The following is a 20586-nucleotide window of genomic DNA, read 5'->3' as shown; positions in this document are numbered from 1 at the left end:
TGTTTCAATACATAACTGAGATGATATTATGCTATGATAAAATAAGTCTTTTAGCTATACATAGTCAAGTGTAGCATGGTTAATTTTTACCTTGTATTTTGATTTTAGATAGCTAATTAATTGTGCTTTTAGTGATATCATTACATGTTCCCCGATATCAAATGCATTTAATTCACCACTTGATGAATGAATTTCTTTTAAAATTCCTATTATAATATTGTTATCCCATTGAATGGGGTTCGTCACTGAATTAGTTGTTTTCATATTAAAGACTTCTTCTGTAAAAGAAAGAGGGTAACTACTTTGTCTCTCAGCTTCGTTGCGTTGTATTTGCTTATCTTTAATCAGTTCTACACCTTGAACCTTCTCAAAATCTGCTTTCTCTTTTAATTGAAATGTAATTCTCTGTGAGACCTTAAGCATTTGATCTTTTATAAACTCATTGTACCAAAGATCTATCACTGATGCTTTACTTTCTTCAAAATTTTGCATTTTAGGTGGAGTAATATCGATGACCTTTACACTGATAATAGTGCCTCCCATGTCCTTAAAGTAACTTTTTTGACCTTTTTCTTGTGAAAAGATAAATGAAATTAAATCGTTATTACTTTCCATGCTATTAAAATTTTGATCTTTTCCACTAGCATCTACTGGACCAATGATTTTCATAGGTAAATTATATTCATTGGAAATTTCTTCAATTGTTGCACCATTATATATCTTATAATTTACTTGATTTATAAAATCGTTGGCTTTCTTGAAAGACTTTTGGTTAACTAAAATTGACTTTATGTTTTTCTTTAGATCAGCTAAATTTTTATTAGAGATTTGATATGCATTCTCCACCTTGATTATATGCCAACCAATGTTGCTAGTAAAAATTTCGCTTACTTCACCTGCTTTAAGAGCAAACACCTTTTCTCTCATATTCTCTGGCAGAGAATCCTTGGTTATATTGTTTACTCTAATTTCTTCAGGTTTTGCCTTACCAAACTTTTCTGCTACCTGTTCGAAGCTTGTTTTACCTTTCTCAAGTGCCTTTTTTGCTTCTTTAGCATCTTTCTCAGTATGAAATACTAAATTAAATATATCTCTCTGATCTTTAAGTTTCTGTTGTTCTATTATATTATTAACCTCTTCATCTGAGATGTACGATTGGTCCTCAAAATATTTTTGACCTAAGGAAATATATTGTGCGACTCGGTATTCAGGATAATAAAAATGTGACTTATTTCTCTTGTATAAGTCAAATAATGCTTTGTCCTCTGGTTTAGGAATATCAGTAACTACATCTTTAGTTATTTTTACAATATCGACTATCCTAGTTTGATGGCGATTTTTATATATCTGCTCATCAACTTTCTTACCGAAGGTCATTGGATAGTTGTTCTTAAATAAGCATGTCATAAACATCATCGCAGGTAGATTCTTTTTTAGCTTTGCTACATAGTCCTTCTCTATAATATGAAGCTCATTTAGCATCTCATAAAATTTCTCCTTATCAAGTTCTCCTTTATCATTCTTGAAATGCTTAATGCTTTCAATATAGTCTTTCACAGACTCTTCTCCAACTACTAGCCCTAAATCACTAGTTAGATTGAACAATAGTTTTTGTTCTATAAGTGCATTAAGCAAGTCATGTTTTAGTTTTTTCATTTGTTCTTTGCTAATGTGTTCTGGAGTTTGCTTTTCATAGTTTTGGTATAGCAACTTGTATTCGTCTAAAGTTATAACTTCTTTCCCAATTATTGCGACTTCCTCTCTCTCGCTATTCTCTGATAGAAAGCTGACAACTTCTATGAAGATTAATAAACATGCTAGAATGACAACAGTTGATTTAGTAAAGAGATTCTTCGCACTCATAATATAAACTTAGGAATTAATTAACAATTAATTATAACAGAGGTACGTTTCTTGTAAAATTACTAACTTATTAGTTACTTCACATAATACTATAGTACATTAAATTCAAGATTTAGTTCTTTCTCTGGTAAGAGTGCATTTAAATCAATTGATCTCACTAAAGAGTTAGCATTCTTTTCGGTTCTTAAAATAAGTTTAATCACCTAATCAAATTGAAAGTGAAATAAGTAAGTTGTTAACTGATGAAATTAATGCTTTTTTAATTTTAATAGCTTATATTTTAGCTCTACGTGACAACAAAGAGCATTTTAATAGTAGATATTTTCCTAATGTCATCAGAAGTTTCTAAAGGAGATAATGACAAAAGTAGACAGCTTCTTATACAGATTGCTGCTTGGTTAGTGGATAATACTGCTTTAACTTTTGATCAAATAGCTCAATGTTGTGAGATAACTCTTGGAGAAGTGCAAGATATAGCTGATGAAGAAATAGATACTGAAAGATTTGATCCTATTATTTCTGGTATAATAACTGAAAAAGAAATTAATGACTGTAAAGAAAACCTTAATCGTATTCCAAATTTGATTGCAAGAAACTTAAAAAGGAGAAATAAATTGATTAGTAATATTTTTGGCTTTACTTCTGTAGTTAGGCGCAAAGATAAACCTGATGCGATTTATTATTTAGTAAGAAAATTTCCTATTTTAGATAATCATGTTATAGCTAAGCTGATAAGTACAACAAGTCACACGGTAGAGCAGGTAAAAAATGGATCTCATTATAATATGCAAAACATAAAGCCCCAAGATCCTGTGCTGCTTGGTTTATGCAGTCAAGAAGATTTAGAGGCGGAAATAGAGAAAGCAAAGGTGAAAGAGGAAAGAAGAGAAAGGTTAAGAAATATAAGAGAAAATTATTAAGATCTTTAAGGGCGCTCATTTATTTTTATATCTTGTGAGTATCAAATTAATTTGACTTATTAATCTTTATTGGTATCCTTCTAGCTAAAGTATATAGCTCAATGTCAATTGAGCCTGATACTTCCTTAAGGCTCATTAAGCCTGATTTATTATCTTATATCGTATTTATAAGTTATAAGCACCAATCAAGATTTTTGGAGGACTATGGTGACAATCAATGAAGGTATTTTAGCAAAAGAAAAAGTTGCAACTGAGTCAGAATCAGTGAAAAAAAGTGAACAAATTTCCAGTAATGATATGATAAAACATTCAATAAGTGAAGGTGTGAGAGAAAATAGAAAAACGCTGGATCTAAGTGAACTGAGAAAAAGGACGGCGGAAGAGCTACTAAATCTAGCTGAAGAAAGGAAAATTTCAACTAATGGTAAAAGTAATGGGAGAATGTTGAAACAAGAGATGATATTTAGTTTAATGAAAAAAATGAGTGAAGAAGGTGGGATTACTACAGGTAGTGGAGTAGTAGAAATATTACCTGATGGTTTTGGCTTCTTGCGTTCAGCAAGTGCAAATTACGCTACTAGTACTGATGATGTTTATATTTCAAATGGACAAATAAAAAAGTTTAATTTACGTACTGGAGATATAGTATGTGGAGAGATAAGGCCACCTGGTGATAAAGAAAGGTATTTCACTTTAACTAAGGTTCAAAGTATAAATTTTACTGAAATAAATGAGTTAAGAAAATATATCCATTTTGATAATTTACTCCCTCTTTACCCTGAAGAGAGTTTAACTCTGGAAAATAACACTAGTGGAGACAATAGGAAAGATGTGAATATGCGTGCCGTGGATATAGTTGCTCCTCTCGGAAAGGGACAGAGAGCGTTAATAGTTGCTCCACCTCGTACAGGGAAAACGATATTACTTCAGCAAATGGCTCATTCCATAGCCACAAATCATCCTGAAATAGAATTGGTAGTACTACTTATAGATGAAAGGCCTGAGGAAGTAACAGATATGATGCGCTCTGTGAAGGGTGAAGTAGTAAGCTCTACATTTGATGAGCCTGCTTATCGACATGTACAACTTGCTGAGATAGTAATAGAAAAAGCTAAGAGGATGGTTGAGCATAAAAAAGACGTTGTGATTTTGCTCGATTCTATAACTCGCCTCGCACGCGCTTATAATGCAATTATCCCTTCGTCTGGTAAGGTTCTGACTGGTGGTGTAGACTCAAACGCGCTGCAAAGACCAAAGCGCTTTTTTGGTGCAGCTCGCAATATTGAGAATGGAGGTTCTTTAACGATCATTGCTACCGCTCTTATAGAAACTGGTTCAAAAATGGATGAGGTTATTTTTGAGGAGTTTAAAGGTACAGGTAATGCTGAAATTATGCTAGATAGAAAGCTTGCTGATAAGCGAATATTTCCAGCAATTGATATTACAAAATCTGGGACTAGGAAAGAAGAGCTATTAATTGACAAATCTATCTTGAATAAGATATGGGTACTACGTAGGATACTTAATCCGATGGGGTCTGTTGAAGCAATGGAGTTTTTACGTGACAAACTACTTTTAACAAAAAGTAATGCTGACTTTTTTAATTCCATGAATAATTAACTGTAGAAATTATAAAAGGTTTGCTGATAGCTTTTTTATAATAACTTTTTTGAGTTACCTTACCTGCCTTATTTCATAACTTTCTAAACGGTAGCAATAAGAAGTAATATTATAAGATAAGATGAATTTCATACTTAAGAGTTAATTGCTTACTTCATAGTATTTTTCAACTAATTTATTGAGTAATCTTACACCAAAACCTACTGCTCCTCTTGAGGAAATATCAGTACCTTTTTCATGCCAAGCAGTTCCTGCAATATCTAGATGTGCCCAACAGGTGTCATTTACAAAACGCTGTAGAAACTGTGCAGCTATTATGCTGTCTCCACCAGAACCTATAGGAGCTATATTTTGCATATCAGCGACTGAAGAATCAATGATTCTGTTATAAGCTTCATTCATAGGGAAACGCCACAATTTCTCGTTTACTTCATTTCCTGCATTAATGAGATAATTTGCTAGTTCGTCGTTATTAGAAAAAAGACCAGCATACTCGTTATTTCCAAGTGCAACTACTATAGCACCTGTTAAAGTTGCAAGATCAATCATAAATTTTGGTGAAAACCTATCCTGCGTATACCATAGTGCATCTGCAAGTATAAGCCTCCCTTCCGCATCAGTATTCAATACTTCTATTGTCTGACCAGACATTGAAGTGATTATATCACTTGGTCTTTGAGCATTACTACCGACTGCATTTTCCGCAAGTGCAAGTACGCCAATTGCATTTACCTTTGCTTTTCGTCCAGCTAAAGCGCACATTGCTCCAACTACAGCAGCAGAACCTGCCATATCTTGTTTCATTGATTCCATACCACGTGAAGGTTTGAGTGATATTCCTCCAGTATCAAACGTTATGCCCTTGCCAACAAAAGCTATAGGTTTTTGTTCTAAATCTGCACCGTTCCATTTTATTACTACTAGTTTTGGATCTTTGCTACTTCCTTGTGCTACTCCAAGCAATGCTTTCATTTTTTTTTCTTCCATATGCTTTTTATCGAGTACCTCAATATCAAGATCAAGTTTAGCAAGCTCTGCTTTTATACGATTAGCATAAGATTCTGGATATAGAATATTAGGCGGCTCAGTGATAAGTGACCGTGCAAGAAATACACCATCACCTTCTTGTCTCAAACGTTCAAATGATTTTTTAGCACTGCTTAGTTGTTCATCTTTTACTATTACTGCAATCTCTTCTACTTCTGTAGTTTTTTCATCATTTTTAGTTCTATACTTATCAAAGTTAAAACTACGCAAAAGTACACCGTACGCAATGTTTGCTGCATTTCCTTCAATTAAAATTGCTGCTTGCTTGATCTTTAATTTGCTTAATTCACAATATATCTTGCCACCAATATTTAATTCCTTGTGTTTATTCCATTTATCCCTCTTGCCAAGCCCGACAACTATAATATTTTTCATCTGTGACGAAGTAATAGAAAAAAAATCACCGAAGCTTCCATTGAAGTTACTAAATTGTTTTATGCTATCTACAATCCACTTCTCTTGCAAAACACCACAACTACCTACAGTTTCATTACCTTCAAACAAACCTGTAACTATTGTTTTAAAATCAGGTGGAATTCTAGAAATCATTATCTTCATTTTTGCAGCCCATCCTCAACCAGGACAATATTCACAAATATAACTGAAGAATACAAGTTTTATTTTTTACAAGTAAATTTATTATGTCCACCTAGAGTAATATTAAATATATAGGTTTTAGTAGCTCGTTTGTTATAAGCAAACGGTGCTATTAAGAGGTCTGCAAGACTGCTATCAATAAAATTGCTAAGAACAGAATCAACGGAATTATCACAATTGTAGTCAATAAAAAACATTTGTGTCATGAATTTTGGAAAGTCTGGATGCTGAACCAGAAAGTTGATATGTGGAGCTCTATCACCAGTTTTACCAGGTGTTATTGTGATGAAACTATAGTAGCCAAGGTTATTTACTATGAATCTTCCTGACCAAGCAAAATTTGGATCAATTTTATCTTCTCCTACGTTTCTATCGTAGTGATTAATACCATGTGAATTTGCATGCCATATAGAAACTACAGCATTTTGTATTGGAAGACAGTTTATATCAGTAATCCTACCAACTATATTTATTAATTCTCCTTTTGCACTAACTGCAGAACCTGGTTTTCTCCTTAAATTATTTGAAAAGTTAAAATTTTTTGGTTGTTGATCAAGATCATGAACTTCTGGTGTTTCAATGCAGTTAAGTAAAACAGGATCAGCTGCAAATGATAACAATCCAAGTATACTATGCATTAAGAGCACTAATAAAGCACCTTTCACTTTTATGGTGTATAATGTCTTTGCTTGAATCATGGTAGCTTTTCAAAAGTTATTTTTTTTACCATCAGTGTTAAATGTAGATCTTAACTTGTTAAGAGGAAATATAATCTAAAGCATTTTTTCTTATTTATTAAACCTGAGCTTTTTTATATAAGTAAAGCACTTTATTACTTGAACCTTTCCTTTCTTCTCAAAATAACTAGTAGCTCTTATATATAAAAATAAGAAGCTATAAAGTGTATAATACGTGAAAAGATAAACAAAAGGCTAAACATGCCTACCACACCATAGCCCTTTTGTTTTATACAAGATAACCCCATATCAGATATAACTTTACAGACTAACATGTATAGTACCACTTTGCTTTGAAGTAGTGTACTTAAGAACCCTGGCGGGCTTTACATCTCGGCTTTACTTTATTTATAATGTAAACCTTACTACCCCTTTTTACAACTTTGCAATTTTTATCCCTGCTGCGATGAGATTTTAATGAACCTCTAACTTTCATGTCTATAAAGAAAACTAAAATATTTTATATTTTGTATATTTACTAGGAATTAGTCAATTGATAAATTCCTCACATTCTATAAAAATACTGTATAATTGTTGCTGATACTTCTTCAATTGACTTTTGTGTAACATCAATAATTGGCCAACTGTTTTCTCTAAAGAGCTCCTCTGCTTTTTTGATTTCATTTTCTACTTTTTTTGGGTCTGCATATATATCATTACCCTCATTCTTGATTGAAGAAAGCCTATTTTTCCGTATTTCTACTAGCCTGTTTACACCTATCGTAAGCCCTATTGTTAGCTTATTCTTTAATTTGGTTAAATCAACATGAAAGGGCACTTCACTTATAAGAGGAATATTTGCAACTCTATAGCCTCGATAAGCTAAATACATGCTAGTGGGAGATTTTGATGTGCGTGAGACTCCGATTAAAATTATATCAGCATTATCGATATCTTGAATATTTTGCCCATCATCATGATTAATAGTGTAATTTATTATTTCAATGCGCTGGAAATATTCATTATTTATCTCAGTATGTAGGTCAAGTTTTACATCTTTTTCAATCTCAAGATAGGAAGAAATCTCTCTAATAATATGAGATAATATTGCCCTATAGGGAATTGCTAATTTTATGCAATTATCTTTTAAGTATTTTCTTAGTTTGTCATCAGTAATAGTGCATATAACAAAATGACATTCATTATTCTTCTTGCTGACGCTATCTAAAATTTTATCAATTTGTCCTTCTTCTTTTATGAAGGACCAAACATACTCAGTTGTTTCTATAGAACGAAAGTGTTTTAGAGCTGACTTTGCAACTGATATAACGGTTTCACCACTTGAATCTGATACTAAGTATAGATTTAGCTTCTTTTTAAGAGTCATATTCTGTATAGCATTGCACTAAAATAATAGTGCAGATTTAAGCAATTTGCTACTAAAACTGTGTCAATTTATTAGGTTCTCTAAATTTATAGAGAAAATATCATGTTGATAGAGCTTAAATTAATTGATAAATTATAAGTATCTTCTCATTGATCAAATGTTTTTATTGAATCTTACAAGTTTCTCTTATTTCTCTAGGAGAGCTTTGCCCTGGCTTGAAAGTATATGTTTCATATGTTTTGTAGTTGGAGCGTTTTTAGCTTTAATCTTCTCTCCAGATGATTATAAACAAGGAGAAATTGTGCGAATTATGTATCTTCATGTCCCTTCTGCGTGGCTTTCCCTTGGAATATATGGGATGGTTGCGCTACTCAGCTTTATCTTTTTAGTATGGAATAATAACATTGCTAGTATTTTAGCACATGCTGCTGCTCCTGCAGGGGCAGTCTTTTCTGCAATATGTTTAATCACAGGTAGCATTTGGGGAAAAGGAACTTGGGGTACTTGGTGGGTATGGGATGCAAGACTTACTTCAATGTTAATTTTGTTTTTTCTATATGTTGGGTATCTTTCTCTATGGGACGTTTTCAATAACAACGAAGAAAGAGCTAAAAGATCAGCAGCAGTATTTGCTATTTTTAGTGCTGTAAATATTCCTATAGTGAAATTCTCTGTAAACTTATGGGCTACTCTCCATCAGCCAGCAAGCATTTTTAGAAAAAATGGGATAGCAATAGAAGGTTCTCTGATGCTGCCATTAGTTGTAATGTTTATGTTCTATGTGACATTTTTTTTAGTAATGTGGACATTACATTCACTTTACTTGATTAATACATGTGAAATAAAAAGAGAAATTAATATGCAGTGTAAGATAACGTTATAATTGTATGAGAAGTATGCTAGAAAGACTAAGTATTTCTATTTACTTGTAAAATACCCGCTAAGGCTGAAAAGTTAATGTAGAAAAAGACTTTTGTGATAATTAATATGAGCTCGCTTTTGATTTTAATACTGTTTGTATTAAATTATTACGCAAGAAAGTTCAAGGATTTTATAAAGGAATTTAAGGTTGCATTTTTAAGTGTTAATTTTTCAATTTTATCATAGTACTATTTCTCATTGTTTAGCTTCTGCTTATCTAGTTTGAGAAGGGCTTTTAAGTTCATTTCCTCAAAGGATGTTGTTAGCTGAAGATATATCAGCTAAATTAGCAGCATGCATAATGTTGAGTTTTATCTAAACTGAACAGTAATTTTGCTAGAGCTCTCAAGAGTCAGTAAGCATGGTAAGCTATTGTTTAATAAGGCTACTTTTACCATATCTTGATAACTGTATATTATTCACCTATTAATGAATAGAGCGTTCACTTGGTATCGATATACTTGAGTTAATCCCATTTATAAACAATCCTATCTTTAAAATGCAGCACGATCAGGCAAACCATGTCGCTCGCTTAGGTCTTATCTGTATAATTTCTTAGTAGTTTCTTTTTAAAGAACTATAAGAATTATCATTATACATAAATTTGAAGACAGTTAAAGTTAGATCATCAAATTGACAAAGCTGCAATATGAAAGTTTTTATCATCTTTCATTTTATTAGACACAGAGTAAATATTTTATAATATTTTTTTTAAACTGTGTTGTGAGATTATCAGGTTAATTTTAAAATCCTTGATGATTATTATGCTTCACCATAAGGTTTTTGGGTCATTAGATATGAAACTATAAGTGAGTTCAAATTACGATGAATTGTTTTTCATTTCTGATCAGATACCTGGTAGTAAAAATATATTTACACTAACTACTGATAGTATAAGGCTTTAGAGCATTGCGATGAACATGTTATATCCTTCTCTTTTATAAAAACAAAGCCATCACACTTTTGCTATTGTAGTTAAAGTAGCAATGTAATACATTAATATCTCCAATAATTTGACTTTAGTTTGCATCCTCTATTAGATAGTATAAGTTATTATTACTATAGATCTTGAATGATCTTAAGTTCATTATTATGTTCTCTATTTTTTATTTATCTCACATATCATGTTCTTATATGGCCTATGCTTATGGCTACATATTGAACAGTAAAAAAAATAAAAACTGCATTTTAAGGTGTTTGAATTTGTCTCAGTAACCTTATCAGCTAACTACAAACTTAATGTTCTACTCTGGGAGATTTCTATCACTAGCTAAGCAGTGAATTACGACACATGATAAGCAAAAATGTCAATCCTTGCATTATATTTTTAACATATATAGTAAGAGTATACTAAAAAGTTGTTCTTAAAATGTTGCATTTTACTTTTGTTTAAGCTATAAGGTTGCTTTAAGTTGAGTTTTCAACGCTTTTATGCTATTTAATATTTATTTAGGATAATGATTTTGAAATTTTGGGGGCACTTCATGAAAAAATCTACCTACACTATAACTGCTCTAGCTTCTTTGTTAACTTTATGTTCTCTCAGCAGTTTTACTGCTGACTTTTCTAATGAAAACATAAAGGAGGTGAAAGAGCGAGAGGCTATAACAACTTCTGAAAAAACTGAAGTTATGAAAACGTCAAATAAGAAACTAAAGGAGAAAATGAATAGAGTATGTAACGTTGATCCAAGAAAAAAAGCTGAAGAGCTTAAAAAGAAAGAAGAATTAAAGCTAGAAAATGAGAAAAAAACAAAAGCTTTAAGTGTTAAAAATACTGATTTAGAAATTCTTAAAACTAATAAGACTAAGACTGAAGCCGAAATCGTAAAAGATAATACAGATGATACAAAGATTATTAATCAGTATGCAGGAGAAAAAAGTAAAGCAAACTCTGATATCTCATTTGGGGCAGTTGATGTTATCAATAACAACCAAGAAAAAAGTAATTTGAAGATAATCTTTAGTGGCGTTGTTGATGCTCAAGGTTATGGTAAAATGGGGCCAAGCGGTGAAGATTACAAGTGTTACAACAATATAGCAAGTTGCTATGCTGATTCTAATGACCAGACGGCAAGGTGGTTATATCCGATATTTGAGAAAGCAGAAAATATTAGTGATTATAGCAATGACACAGGCATGATTACAGATGCAATGTTGCACTTAAAAGCAGAAAATAAGAATGAGCATTTAGGGATTCTTTATGGTGCTGATGTACAACTTCAAGTTCCAGTTACTGAGGGTAAAGGAGCCTCACATGGTGTGAATGTGATAAGAGGAAGGAGTGCACACTTATTTTTGAATTCAAAATATGGTAATTTAAAGGTTGGTTACCAATTTGGTCCTGAGGCTTTGATGAGGCTTGATGCAACAAGGGTTGCAACAGTTGATGGAGCTGCAGATAGTAATTGGTTTAGAAAAGTGAACTTAGAAGGGATTAATAAGAATTTCCCATTTTATGTAACACCCCGCCTTTATACTGAAAGTTTTTCAAGTGAAAGTGAAACATTCTCTTTCTACATGTCAGAAAAATACCGTAAAGATATTATGACTACACTCCCATTTAGAGTTGCTTACTATTCGCCAAATTATATGGGTGCAAAATTTGGTATTGGCTACTCACCTCGTTATAGTAGCAATTTATTTATTGTTGATGACAAAAAACATGTAGGTCCAGATTATGAGCATATAGTGAGTGCTGGTGTATCGTATGAGTATAACTTGAATAAACATAATGTAAAAATTAAGACTTCTATGGTTGGTGAGTATGGTTTACCGAAGCAACTGGATGAAAATCAGCCATTCTATAATGAATACATAGAATATAATGATCTAATTGGTATTAACCTTGGTATGGGTGCTGACTATAAGATTAATGAGGGTGAAAGTGTAAAACTTGCTACATCCTTTGCATACTTAGGAAAATCTAATCAACCAAAAAGTATTAGAAAGTTGATTAACGGTAGCTACCAAAAAATTGTAGTTAATGGTGATATTAATGATAATGAAGAAAAGATGGAGGAATTGAAAGCTCAATTTAGAAAAAATGATAAAAGTACTATGTATTGGACTGCAGGTGCTGGTTATCAATACCAGAATATCTATACAAGCTTGACATACTTTGGCAGTAAAGCAGGTAATGAAAATAAGCTTCATGATATTGCACTTGGTGTTCAATATGAACTTTCTCCTGTTTGTAGTAAAAGTAAATTTATTCCTTATGCGGTTTTTCATTATTTTAGAACTAATGATAAAGGATATGAGGAGAAACACACTGTATCCAACCAAGGGGTGCTCTTCCTTACTGGTGTAAGATTTTCTTTTTAATGAACTAAAAATGCACATCACATTTGAAGAGTGGTGTGTATTTTTAATACCGATTAGTACTGAGTAAGTTGTTTTTTTATGAAAAATCTTCAGTATATTTAGTAATAACTAGAAACTAGTAATGTTATTAGTATCTGCGATGGTAAGTTTTATTAAATTGCTTGGAACAATTGGTTTGTAAGCAAGTAACTGATTTCTAAAATATCAAAGTAGTTAGCTTTATATTCTACTAAATTTTCTATGTTATGTTGTTATGTATGTAATAGATAGGTAAAAGTCTTTAGTGCTTTAATTGTCAACATTTAAGGTGTACCAAATAAAAGAGCAAAAATAAGCTGCAAAGATAATTATTCTATTCATTCTAATTTAAAAATTTTGCATTGGTGGTGTATTAATCATATTATATATGAATGTGTTGCTGATTATATAGATAAAAGTCCAGAGTTTGAAAGTTTAGATACATTCATTATAGACGGAGGTTAGGCATTTATGTTAAACATAAGCATTCTTATTATTTAATCGGAAAGTTGGAAAGTTCTAGTTGGAATAGCTAGAGCTATATGACAAAAAACTAGCAAGTGCATAGTGGTTTTATTGAATCAATACTCTATCTCATGCAAGAAGTTTATTGACTTTATAGCAGTAGCTGCTCTAAATTATTACCTATTGTTCCAATTTAAAGTATTAATGGCTTTTTTCTTTTATTTTTTTGCAATCCTTAGCATCTCATCTGCTATTTATGTGATCAGTATAAGGAATCCTGTGTATGCGGTGTTATTCTTAATTCTGACCTTTGTAAATTCTGCGGTTCTTTTTATTCTTCTTGGGGCTGAGTTTATTGCTATGGTAATACTAATGGTATATATAGGTGCAGTTGCAGTATTATTTCTCTTTGTAGTTATGATGCTAGATGTTGACTATACAAAACTGAATCATGGTTTTGCAAAACATTTATTTTTCAGTGCCATATTATCTATTGTATTTTTTCTGATTGTCTACTTTATAATTCATAGCTCAACACTGAATATAAACAATATTATAAACTATGGTATAAATAACGCAAAAGCTATTGGTAATTTGCTATATACTGACTATATATATGCCTTTCATCTTTCTGGTATCCTGCTACTTACTGCAATTGTTGGTACAGTTGCTCTTGCTTTACAAGATAAAAAAAGAGAAATAAAAAGGCAAAATGTGTTAAAACAACTGACACGTTCATCATCTGTAAGATTAGTTAAAACTAAACTCGGAAAGGGAATTAAATGGAAATAGGGTTAAATCATTTCTTAGTAGTTGCTGCTATATTATTTACTATTGGAGTATTTGGTATCCTATTTAATAGAAAGAGCATAATTAACGTATTGTTATCAGTAGAAATATTATTACTAGCAATTAATATAAATTTGGTTGCTTTTTCTGCTTTTATGAACGACATAACTGGACAAATTTTTGTTATGTTTGTATTAGCTGTTACAGCAGCTGAATCAGGCACAGGGCTTGCAATATTAGTTGTATATTATAGAAACCACGGCAACATAGATGTTGAGCGGGTAAATTTAATGAAAGAATGAAGTATGACGAATATGTTGAAACTAATAATATTTTTGCCATTTTTTGGTTCATTATTTGCACCCTTCTTTAGGAGTAGTATTTTCAGTCAGTTAATTCCAACTATAGGAGTTGGGATATCTATGGTTTTGTCTTGGTATGTTTTCCTTACTTTCTCTGAAAATTACCACTTGAATTTATTCACTTTGTTTTCATTAAGTGAATTGAAAGTAGATTGGGCAGTTTATATAGATACTCTTTCATCTTTAATGCTAGTTATTGTTAATACTGTTTCACTAGTGGTTCACATCTACTCTATTGGTTATATGAAACATGATAAGGGGAGATCAAGATTCTTTTCTTATTTGTCTATGTTTACGTTTTGTATGACTATATTGATTGTAAGTGACAATTTCGTGCAACTTTTTTTTGGTTGGGAAGGGGTTGGATTATGTTCTTACTTGCTTATAGGATTTTGGTTTCAAAAATATTCTGCAAGCAGTGCAGCGCTCAAAGCATTTATTATAAATAGAATAGGAGATTTTGCACTGTTAATTGGGATTTTCCTCATTTATCATACATCTCATTCTTTAAGATTTATTGAAGTTTTTGATATAGCTAATCTTTTTAGTGCAAAAAATGTGAAAATATTCTGCTATGAATTTAAGATTATTCATATAATATGTATATTACTTTTTATTGGCTGTATGGGAAAATCTGCTCAGCTTGGTCTACATATTTGGTTACCAGATGCAATGGAAGGACCAACTCCTGCTTCTGCACTCATTCACGCAGCAACAATGGTAACATCTGGTGTATTTTTAATAGCAAAATGCTCTCCATTATTTGAGTTATCAAATATAGCACGAGAATTAATAGTTGGTGTTGGTGCTCTTACCGCTTTTTTTGCAGCTACTGTTGCAACTACTCAGAATGATATAAAAAAAATAATTGCTTATTCAACCTGCAGTCAGCTTGGTTGCATGTTCATAGCGTGTGGCCTCTCTGCTTACAATGTTGCTATTTTCCATTTGATGACACACGCTTTTTTTAAAGCTTTGCTGTTTCTCGGTGCAGGAAATGTGATTAGTTCAATGCATCATGAACGAAATATCCAAGAGATGGGAAATTGCTGGAGGAGAATTCCTTACACTTGTTTCTCTATGTGGATTGGGTCTCTTGCGCTTTCTGGAATATTCCCTTTTGCAGGTTTTTACTCAAAAGATTTAATAATTGAGCATGCTTATAGTGCTGATAGTTTTGCTTTTATAATAAGTTTGATTATTACATTCTTTACATCATTTTATTCTTGGAGATTATTACTTCTTGTGTTTCATAGCCCAAAACAGAATGAAATTAATATTCGTGAAGCACCAATAATTATGCTTATACCGCTATTAGTACTTGCTTTTGGTGCAGTGTTTTCTGGAGCATGGGGAGTAAATGTTTTAAATATAACCAGTAATACATTTTGGAAATCAAGCTTAGTAGTTACAGATGAGCATAAAACTGGTAATTTTTTTATAAGGCTACTGCTGCCGACTTTAGTAAGCTTGAGTGGAATAGTACTTGCATATCTAGTTTATTATTATCAAATAATTAAACGGATTAAAAGTGGACTTCTATTTAAATTTCTACAGAATAAATGGTACTTTGATGAGATATATGAATTGTTTATAATTAAACCAGTAAAGTTTATATCTAAGCTTCTATACAAGTTTGATATTAAGGCTATTGATTCATTTGGACCAAATGGTGCTATAAAGCTAGTCAATGAGTGTTCAAAGAATTCTGTAAAGCTACAAACTGGTTATATATTTGATTATGCATTCATTATGTTTATTGCTTTGGTAATCAGTGCTTTATGTGTTATTGGAATTAAATAAAAAGTGCTGTTACTTGGTATATTCTTGTTCCCGCTAACTGGTGCATTAATCTTATCTCTAACTAAGATTGATTATAAATCTATATATCTAAAGCTTCTTGCCTTATTCTTTGTTATATCTCCATTTTTACTTAGCATTGTAGCCTGTATAAAGTTCAATCATAATAATTCAGAGTTTCAATTTGTAAGCTACCCAATTGAAAATATTGGAATAGGGATAGATAGCATATCTTTGTTTTTTCTTCTACTTACAACTTTCTTATTTGGCATGTGTATGCTATATAATTGCAAAATGAGTTATAAAGCTCTAAAGCCATATATGGCGTTATTTTTGCTTCTTGAAAGTTTTGTAATTGGTTTCTTTATTTCATTAAATGCTATAAGTTTTTATGTATTCTTTGAGGTTGTTTTAGTGCCAATGTTTTTTATTATTGGCATTTGGGGTGGGAAATGCAGAATATATGCAACATTTAAGTTATTTCTTTATACACTTACAGGTTCATTGTTGTTTTTACTTGGGTTAGTATACATTTATAGTACTTTTGAGACGTTTGACATACAGAAACTTGCTACATTAGCACCAAGTCTTGATTTTAAAGTACAATTGTTATTATGGGTTGCATTTTTCATTTCTTTTGCAATAAAAATACCTATGTTCCCATTTCACACTTGGCTCCCTGATGCACATGTGCAATCACCGACTTCTGGATCTGTAATTTTGGCTGGGTTGCTTATCAAAATGGGTGGATATGGGGTTTTAAGATTTTCTATCCCAATGCTTCCTCAGGCAAGTTTATATCTTTCAAATTTTGTTATTGCACTCAGCATTATTACAGGAATCTATGCTTCATTAGTTGCATTTGCTCAAGATGATATAAAAAAGTTGATAGCCTATTCTTCAATAGCACATATGAGTATTGTTACTGCTGGTCTCTTCTCGTTTTACGAAGAAGGTATGCTAGGTGCTATTTTCCAGATGATTAGTCATAGCCTTATTTCTTCTGCTTTGTTTTTATGTGTAGGGATGCTATATACTAGGAGTAGAACTCTGAAAATTGCAAAACATTTTGGCATAGTAAGCTCTATGCCGAAATTTAGTTTTATGTTCATTTTATTTTCAATGGCTTCAATAGGGTTACCGGGAACATCTGGGTTCATAGGTGAGTTTTTAGCTATGATTGGGTTATTCAAAAGTATAGGATTTTTTACAGGATTCATTGCGCTTGGCACTATTTTGAGTGCAGTTTATATGTTGAATTTATGCAAGCAAATAATATGGGGAGGCAATAGCTGTTCTAAATTATTGAATAATCAATTAGATATCATAGAGTTTTTTATTCTAGCTTTGCTTGCATTGGTCGTTGTTTTACTTGGATTTTACCCAACCCTTGTACTAAGTCATTTGAAGCCATGCATAGCAAATTTATTAGTTAAGTATAATGCCCTATGAACTATGTCCAGGTGCTGCCAGAAATTTTTTCTATTGTTTCTTCCTTAGTATTGCTGCTACTTGGAATTGTGTCTAGTCGTCGTGTTGTTAATTTGCTGGCACTTAGCTGCACAGCTGTAACTTTAATCATTTTAATTCTTTCAACAGAGAACAATGAAGTTTTTTTCTTTAATTCGCTACTAAGATTCAATTTATATATTAGATCATCTCAAGGATTGATTCTTGTCATAGGAATTTTAGTACTTTTACTGCTGGATTTATCAAGGCATGAGTACGAATATGAATTTTCGATACTGATTCTTTTTACATTGTTTGGTATGATAACTTTGATTTCAACAAATAGTTTACTTTCTTTTTATTTAGCTTTTGAGCTGATGAGTATACCTTTATATATTCTTGCAAGTTTTAATAAAAATTCAGCATATTCATGTGAAGCAGGCATAAAATATTTCGTACTCAGTACACTATCTTCTTGTATTATGTTGTACGGGATATCACTTCTTTATGGATATACAGGAAAAATTGACTTTTCTCAGTTAAGTTTATTTATACAAGATCATCAGATGACTTATGGGATAGTTTTTGGGTTAGTCTTTATTTTTATTGGTTTGTGTTTCAAACTTGCCATTGTTCCTTTTCATGTATGGGCTCCAGATGTGTATCAAGGTGCACCTACTATTATCACCACATTTTTTTCTACTGCACCAAAGGCTGCGCTTGTTACATTTTTGATTCGGTTAATTAGTGAAGAATTAGTAAATGTAAGAAATTACATTCAACCTATTTTTTTATGTTTTTCAGTATTATCTGTACTTATTTCTGCTTTCGGAGCCTTGCGGCAGAAAAACTTAAAAAGGCTACTTGCTTATAGTTCAATTGGCCATGCTGGTTTTATGTTTGCTTCACTTTCTGTCTTTACACGAGTTGGAATAGATAGTTCGTTGATGTATTTAATAATATATGTCATTATGAGTATGGGATTGTTCTCATATTTTATACAAATTGATGATGATAATTGTAATGTTGCTAACTTAGCTGGTATTGGGAAAAAGCATCCAATTTTAGCTTTTCATCTTTCTGTACTATTACTTTCAATGGCAGGGATACCTCCACTTGCAGGGTTTTTAGCTAAGTTTTTTGTATTTAAAAGTTTAATAAATTCAGGCTTTTTTGCTATATCTTTGATATTAGCAATAGCAAGTGTTATATCATGTTATTATTACCTAAGTATTATAAAAGTTATGTATTTTGATAGGGCTAGTAATAATGAGATCCCTTGTTCTAAGGGTCTATTAATCAGTACTTCAGCAGCTTCTTTAATTAATATTGCTCTTTTTATATATGCAGAAAATTTATACTCATTAATTCATTTAGTAACTGAAGGATTATGAAAGTAGCCTCTGAAGCATTTGAAGGTTTTCATATTTATCGTTACAAAGAAGTTTCTAGCACTAATAGAAAAGCATTGGACTTAATTGATGAAGGAATATCAAATGAAACTATCATTATTTCCGATAAACAAATAGACGGTAAGGGACGTGCTGGAAAAAGATGGGTTTCTCCGGGAGGTAATTTTTATGTTAGTTTAATCATAGATTCTGTGTGTAATTATACTAGTATTATTCCGATAATGAACTCTAGTATTTTATATTGGAATAACAAAAATAGTCTAAGTAAGTTGACAGAATTAACTTTTGTTACAGCCCTTGCTGTTGGCAATACGTTGCTCACATATGTAGGTGATAGTATTCAATATAAATGGCCAAATGATGTTCTAGTAAATGGTAAGAAGATAAGTGGAATATTACTTGAAAAAAAATCCAATTCAGATTGGTTAGTTATAGGAATTGGGATTAATACCCATCATGCACCATTTTCATGGTCAACATGTATTAGCAGTTACAGTAAGACTTTGTCTAATATAGAATTACTAAAAAAATTAGTAATAAGTTTTAATAAATTAAGAAAACAATGGATATTTGATGGATTTTGTTCTATAAGAGAAATGTGGTTGAAGAAAGCATTTAAAATGAATAAGCAAATCAGCATAAAATTAGCTGGTAGGTTGTATGAAGGAATTTTTATTGGTATAGATAAAGATGGTAAATTGCTACTACAAAAAAAAAACGGAGACTTGATTTACTTCGATACAGGCGAGTTATTTATTAATAATTCATTATGAGTACATATGTAATACTTGCTTATCTTATTAGTTTTGTATTAATTGTTGGAGAGCTAATTTTCACTGTTTCTTGTTACATCAGAAGCAAAGAAACTTTGAGGAGCCTTAAGGATAATAATGAAAAGAAGATATAAGAGATTAATAATAACTTCAGGAATTTTCTTCTTTTTAAATTGTATGTTCTTCCTTACTTTAATAGCTCTCAAAGAAAATATCTCATTTTTTTATACGGTGAGTGAAGCAGTAGCTTTATCAAGTAATCAGAAGTCAATTCGTATTGGTGGAGTAGTTGTTAAGGATAGTGTAGTACATAGTGAGGATGAAGTGATTTTTCAAGTGACAGATTTTAACAAGAGCGTTTTAGTAAAATATCAGGGAATACTTCCTCCGATGTTCTCAGAAAAGAGTGGTGTTGTTGTACAAGGCAGAATGTTTGACAATGGAGTCTTTCTAGCAGATACAGTGTTTGCAAAGCATGACGAAAATTATATGCCACGAAAGCAGATAATAAAATAGGTGTTTTTACTTCGTCCATATATAGCAAATGAATTTCTCCATATGATTACTTTTTTAAAATTTCGTTATGGTCTGTTCTTTGCTATGATACAGCTACCTTTTTGCTATGTTTTATATAAAGTTGGATCTATCTTTGATGTTGTATGTCAATATAGTTTCTATCAATTGAGTGCAATTTCTGTTGTAGCCATATCCTTTTTTATCTAGTTAATTAATACTATTAAGAATGCACTTACTCGTCTCTCCTAATTCAATTACATTGAGCTTCTTGCTTGCTAATTACTTTTCCTTTTTTTGTGATGTCACTAGAGTGTTCTTTATAGTTGAGGATGTTATTTTTTATATGTAATATAGTTAAGTAGATTGGAATCCTTAAATAAGTCCCTAAATTTATTTAGGTAGGCTTTGAATCTAATATAGCGGATTAGTAACGGAGCAATGTACTGAAAGTTGCACTATATATTTTATATATTACATATATATTTAATTGTAGTTGATCTCGGAAACCATGTAGTATATTAATACTAAGATTCTTAGTAAATCAAATATTTAAAATTATTATTATATCTATGGCTGAATAATGTATATTATAATAGTTTCTCTACAATTGGTATCTTACCTTTTTTAATATTATAAGATTGCTT

The 20586-nt window shown here is 31.4% G+C and carries 17 protein-coding genes; 12 read left to right on the top strand and 5 right to left on the bottom strand.

The window, feature by feature from the left end:
- Positions 1-54 precede the first annotated feature (54 nt).
- Entirely contained in the window at positions 55-1863 is a 1809-nt protein-coding gene (locus GOY13_RS02865) for a peptidylprolyl isomerase (protein WP_175814305.1), read from the bottom strand.
- A 311-nt stretch (positions 1864-2174) separates the two neighbouring features.
- On the opposite strand from GOY13_RS02865, the gene GOY13_RS02860 reads away from it, so the two are divergent.
- Positions 2175-2783: a cell cycle transcriptional regulator TrcR gene (locus tag GOY13_RS02860; RefSeq protein ID WP_175814440.1), complete on the top strand. Its 609-nt coding sequence runs from the start codon at positions 2175-2177 to the stop codon at positions 2781-2783.
- Between the two features lie 204 nt (positions 2784-2987).
- Positions 2988-4403 (top strand): transcription termination factor Rho, encoded by a 1416-nt coding sequence (gene rho / locus GOY13_RS02855; RefSeq protein ID WP_175814304.1) that lies wholly within the window; start codon positions 2988-2990, stop codon positions 4401-4403.
- Positions 4404-4544: 141 nt separating this feature from the next.
- Here the strand turns inward: rho and GOY13_RS02850 are convergent, their stop codons facing one another.
- The 4 genes from GOY13_RS02850 to GOY13_RS02835 all read right to left on the bottom strand — a co-directional run bounded on the left by GOY13_RS02850 (position 4545) and on the right by GOY13_RS02835 (position 8111).
- Complete coding sequence (locus GOY13_RS02850) at positions 4545-6008, bottom strand: leucyl aminopeptidase (protein WP_175814303.1); 1464 nt, start codon at positions 6006-6008, stop codon at positions 4545-4547.
- 59 nt (positions 6009-6067) lie between these two features.
- Positions 6068-6718, bottom strand: a complete 651-nt coding sequence (locus tag GOY13_RS02845) for a protocatechuate 3,4-dioxygenase (protein ID WP_369800356.1) — start codon at positions 6716-6718, stop codon at positions 6068-6070.
- Positions 6719-7091: 373 nt separating this feature from the next.
- Complete coding sequence (gene rpmJ, locus GOY13_RS02840; RefSeq protein ID WP_175814301.1) at positions 7092-7220, bottom strand: 50S ribosomal protein L36; 129 nt, start codon at positions 7218-7220, stop codon at positions 7092-7094.
- A gap of 69 nt (positions 7221-7289) precedes the next feature.
- The gene (locus GOY13_RS02835) at positions 7290-8111 is read right to left on the bottom strand and encodes a pyruvate, water dikinase regulatory protein (protein WP_175814300.1); all 822 of its coding nucleotides are present in this window, start codon (positions 8109-8111) and stop codon (positions 7290-7292) included.
- Positions 8112-8268: 157 nt separating this feature from the next.
- Here GOY13_RS02835 and ccmC point away from each other — a divergent pair, with 157 nt between their 5' ends.
- The 10 genes from ccmC (at position 8269) to ccmE (ending at position 19942) form a co-directional block, all read left to right on the top strand.
- The gene (ccmC, locus tag GOY13_RS02830; protein ID WP_175814299.1) at positions 8269-8994 is read left to right on the top strand and encodes a heme ABC transporter permease CcmC; all 726 of its coding nucleotides are present in this window, start codon (positions 8269-8271) and stop codon (positions 8992-8994) included.
- A 1522-nt stretch (positions 8995-10516) separates the two neighbouring features.
- Entirely contained in the window at positions 10517-12358 is a 1842-nt protein-coding gene (locus GOY13_RS02825) for a WD0745 family porin (RefSeq protein WP_175814298.1), read from the top strand.
- A 687-nt stretch (positions 12359-13045) separates the two neighbouring features.
- Positions 13046-13633 carry an NADH-quinone oxidoreductase subunit J gene (locus GOY13_RS02820; RefSeq protein ID WP_175814439.1) on the top strand — a complete coding sequence of 196 codons (588 nt, stop codon included), beginning with the start codon at positions 13046-13048 and terminating at the stop codon, positions 13631-13633.
- Positions 13624-13932: an NADH-quinone oxidoreductase subunit NuoK gene (gene nuoK, locus GOY13_RS02815; RefSeq protein ID WP_175814297.1), complete on the top strand. Its 309-nt coding sequence runs from the start codon at positions 13624-13626 to the stop codon at positions 13930-13932. Before GOY13_RS02820 ends, nuoK begins: the two co-directional genes overlap by 10 nt.
- 3 nt (positions 13933-13935) lie before the next feature.
- A complete protein-coding gene (nuoL, locus tag GOY13_RS02810; RefSeq protein ID WP_175814296.1) occupies positions 13936-15795 on the top strand; it encodes an NADH-quinone oxidoreductase subunit L in 1860 nt (619 codons plus the stop codon).
- 3 nt (positions 15796-15798) lie between these two features.
- The gene (locus GOY13_RS02805; RefSeq protein ID WP_175814295.1) at positions 15799-17244 is read left to right on the top strand and encodes a complex I subunit 4 family protein; all 1446 of its coding nucleotides are present in this window, start codon (positions 15799-15801) and stop codon (positions 17242-17244) included.
- Entirely contained in the window at positions 17241-18635 is a 1395-nt protein-coding gene (locus GOY13_RS02800) for an NADH-quinone oxidoreductase subunit N (RefSeq protein ID WP_175814294.1), read from the top strand. Before GOY13_RS02805 ends, GOY13_RS02800 begins: the two co-directional genes overlap by 4 nt.
- Complete coding sequence (locus GOY13_RS02795) at positions 18632-19426, top strand: biotin--[acetyl-CoA-carboxylase] ligase (protein WP_175814293.1); 795 nt, start codon at positions 18632-18634, stop codon at positions 19424-19426. Before GOY13_RS02800 ends, GOY13_RS02795 begins: the two co-directional genes overlap by 4 nt.
- Positions 19423-19560, top strand: coding sequence for a CcmD-like small membrane protein (locus tag GOY13_RS03590; RefSeq protein ID WP_458694608.1), 138 nt, complete (start codon positions 19423-19425; stop codon positions 19558-19560). The genes GOY13_RS02795 and GOY13_RS03590 overlap by 4 nt, the downstream gene beginning before the upstream one ends.
- Positions 19544-19942: a cytochrome c maturation protein CcmE gene (gene ccmE / locus GOY13_RS02790; protein ID WP_175814292.1), complete on the top strand. Its 399-nt coding sequence runs from the start codon at positions 19544-19546 to the stop codon at positions 19940-19942. The genes GOY13_RS03590 and ccmE overlap by 17 nt, the downstream gene beginning before the upstream one ends.
- Positions 19943-20586: the final 644 nt, after the last annotated feature.

Origin of the sequence: Wolbachia endosymbiont of Cruorifilaria tuberocauda, assembly GCF_013365475.1 — a bacterium.
GTDB lineage: Bacteria > Pseudomonadota > Alphaproteobacteria > Rickettsiales > Anaplasmataceae > Wolbachia.
The sequence above is the reverse complement of the archived record's forward strand: the minus strand, read 5'-3'. Positions and strand labels throughout refer to the sequence as shown.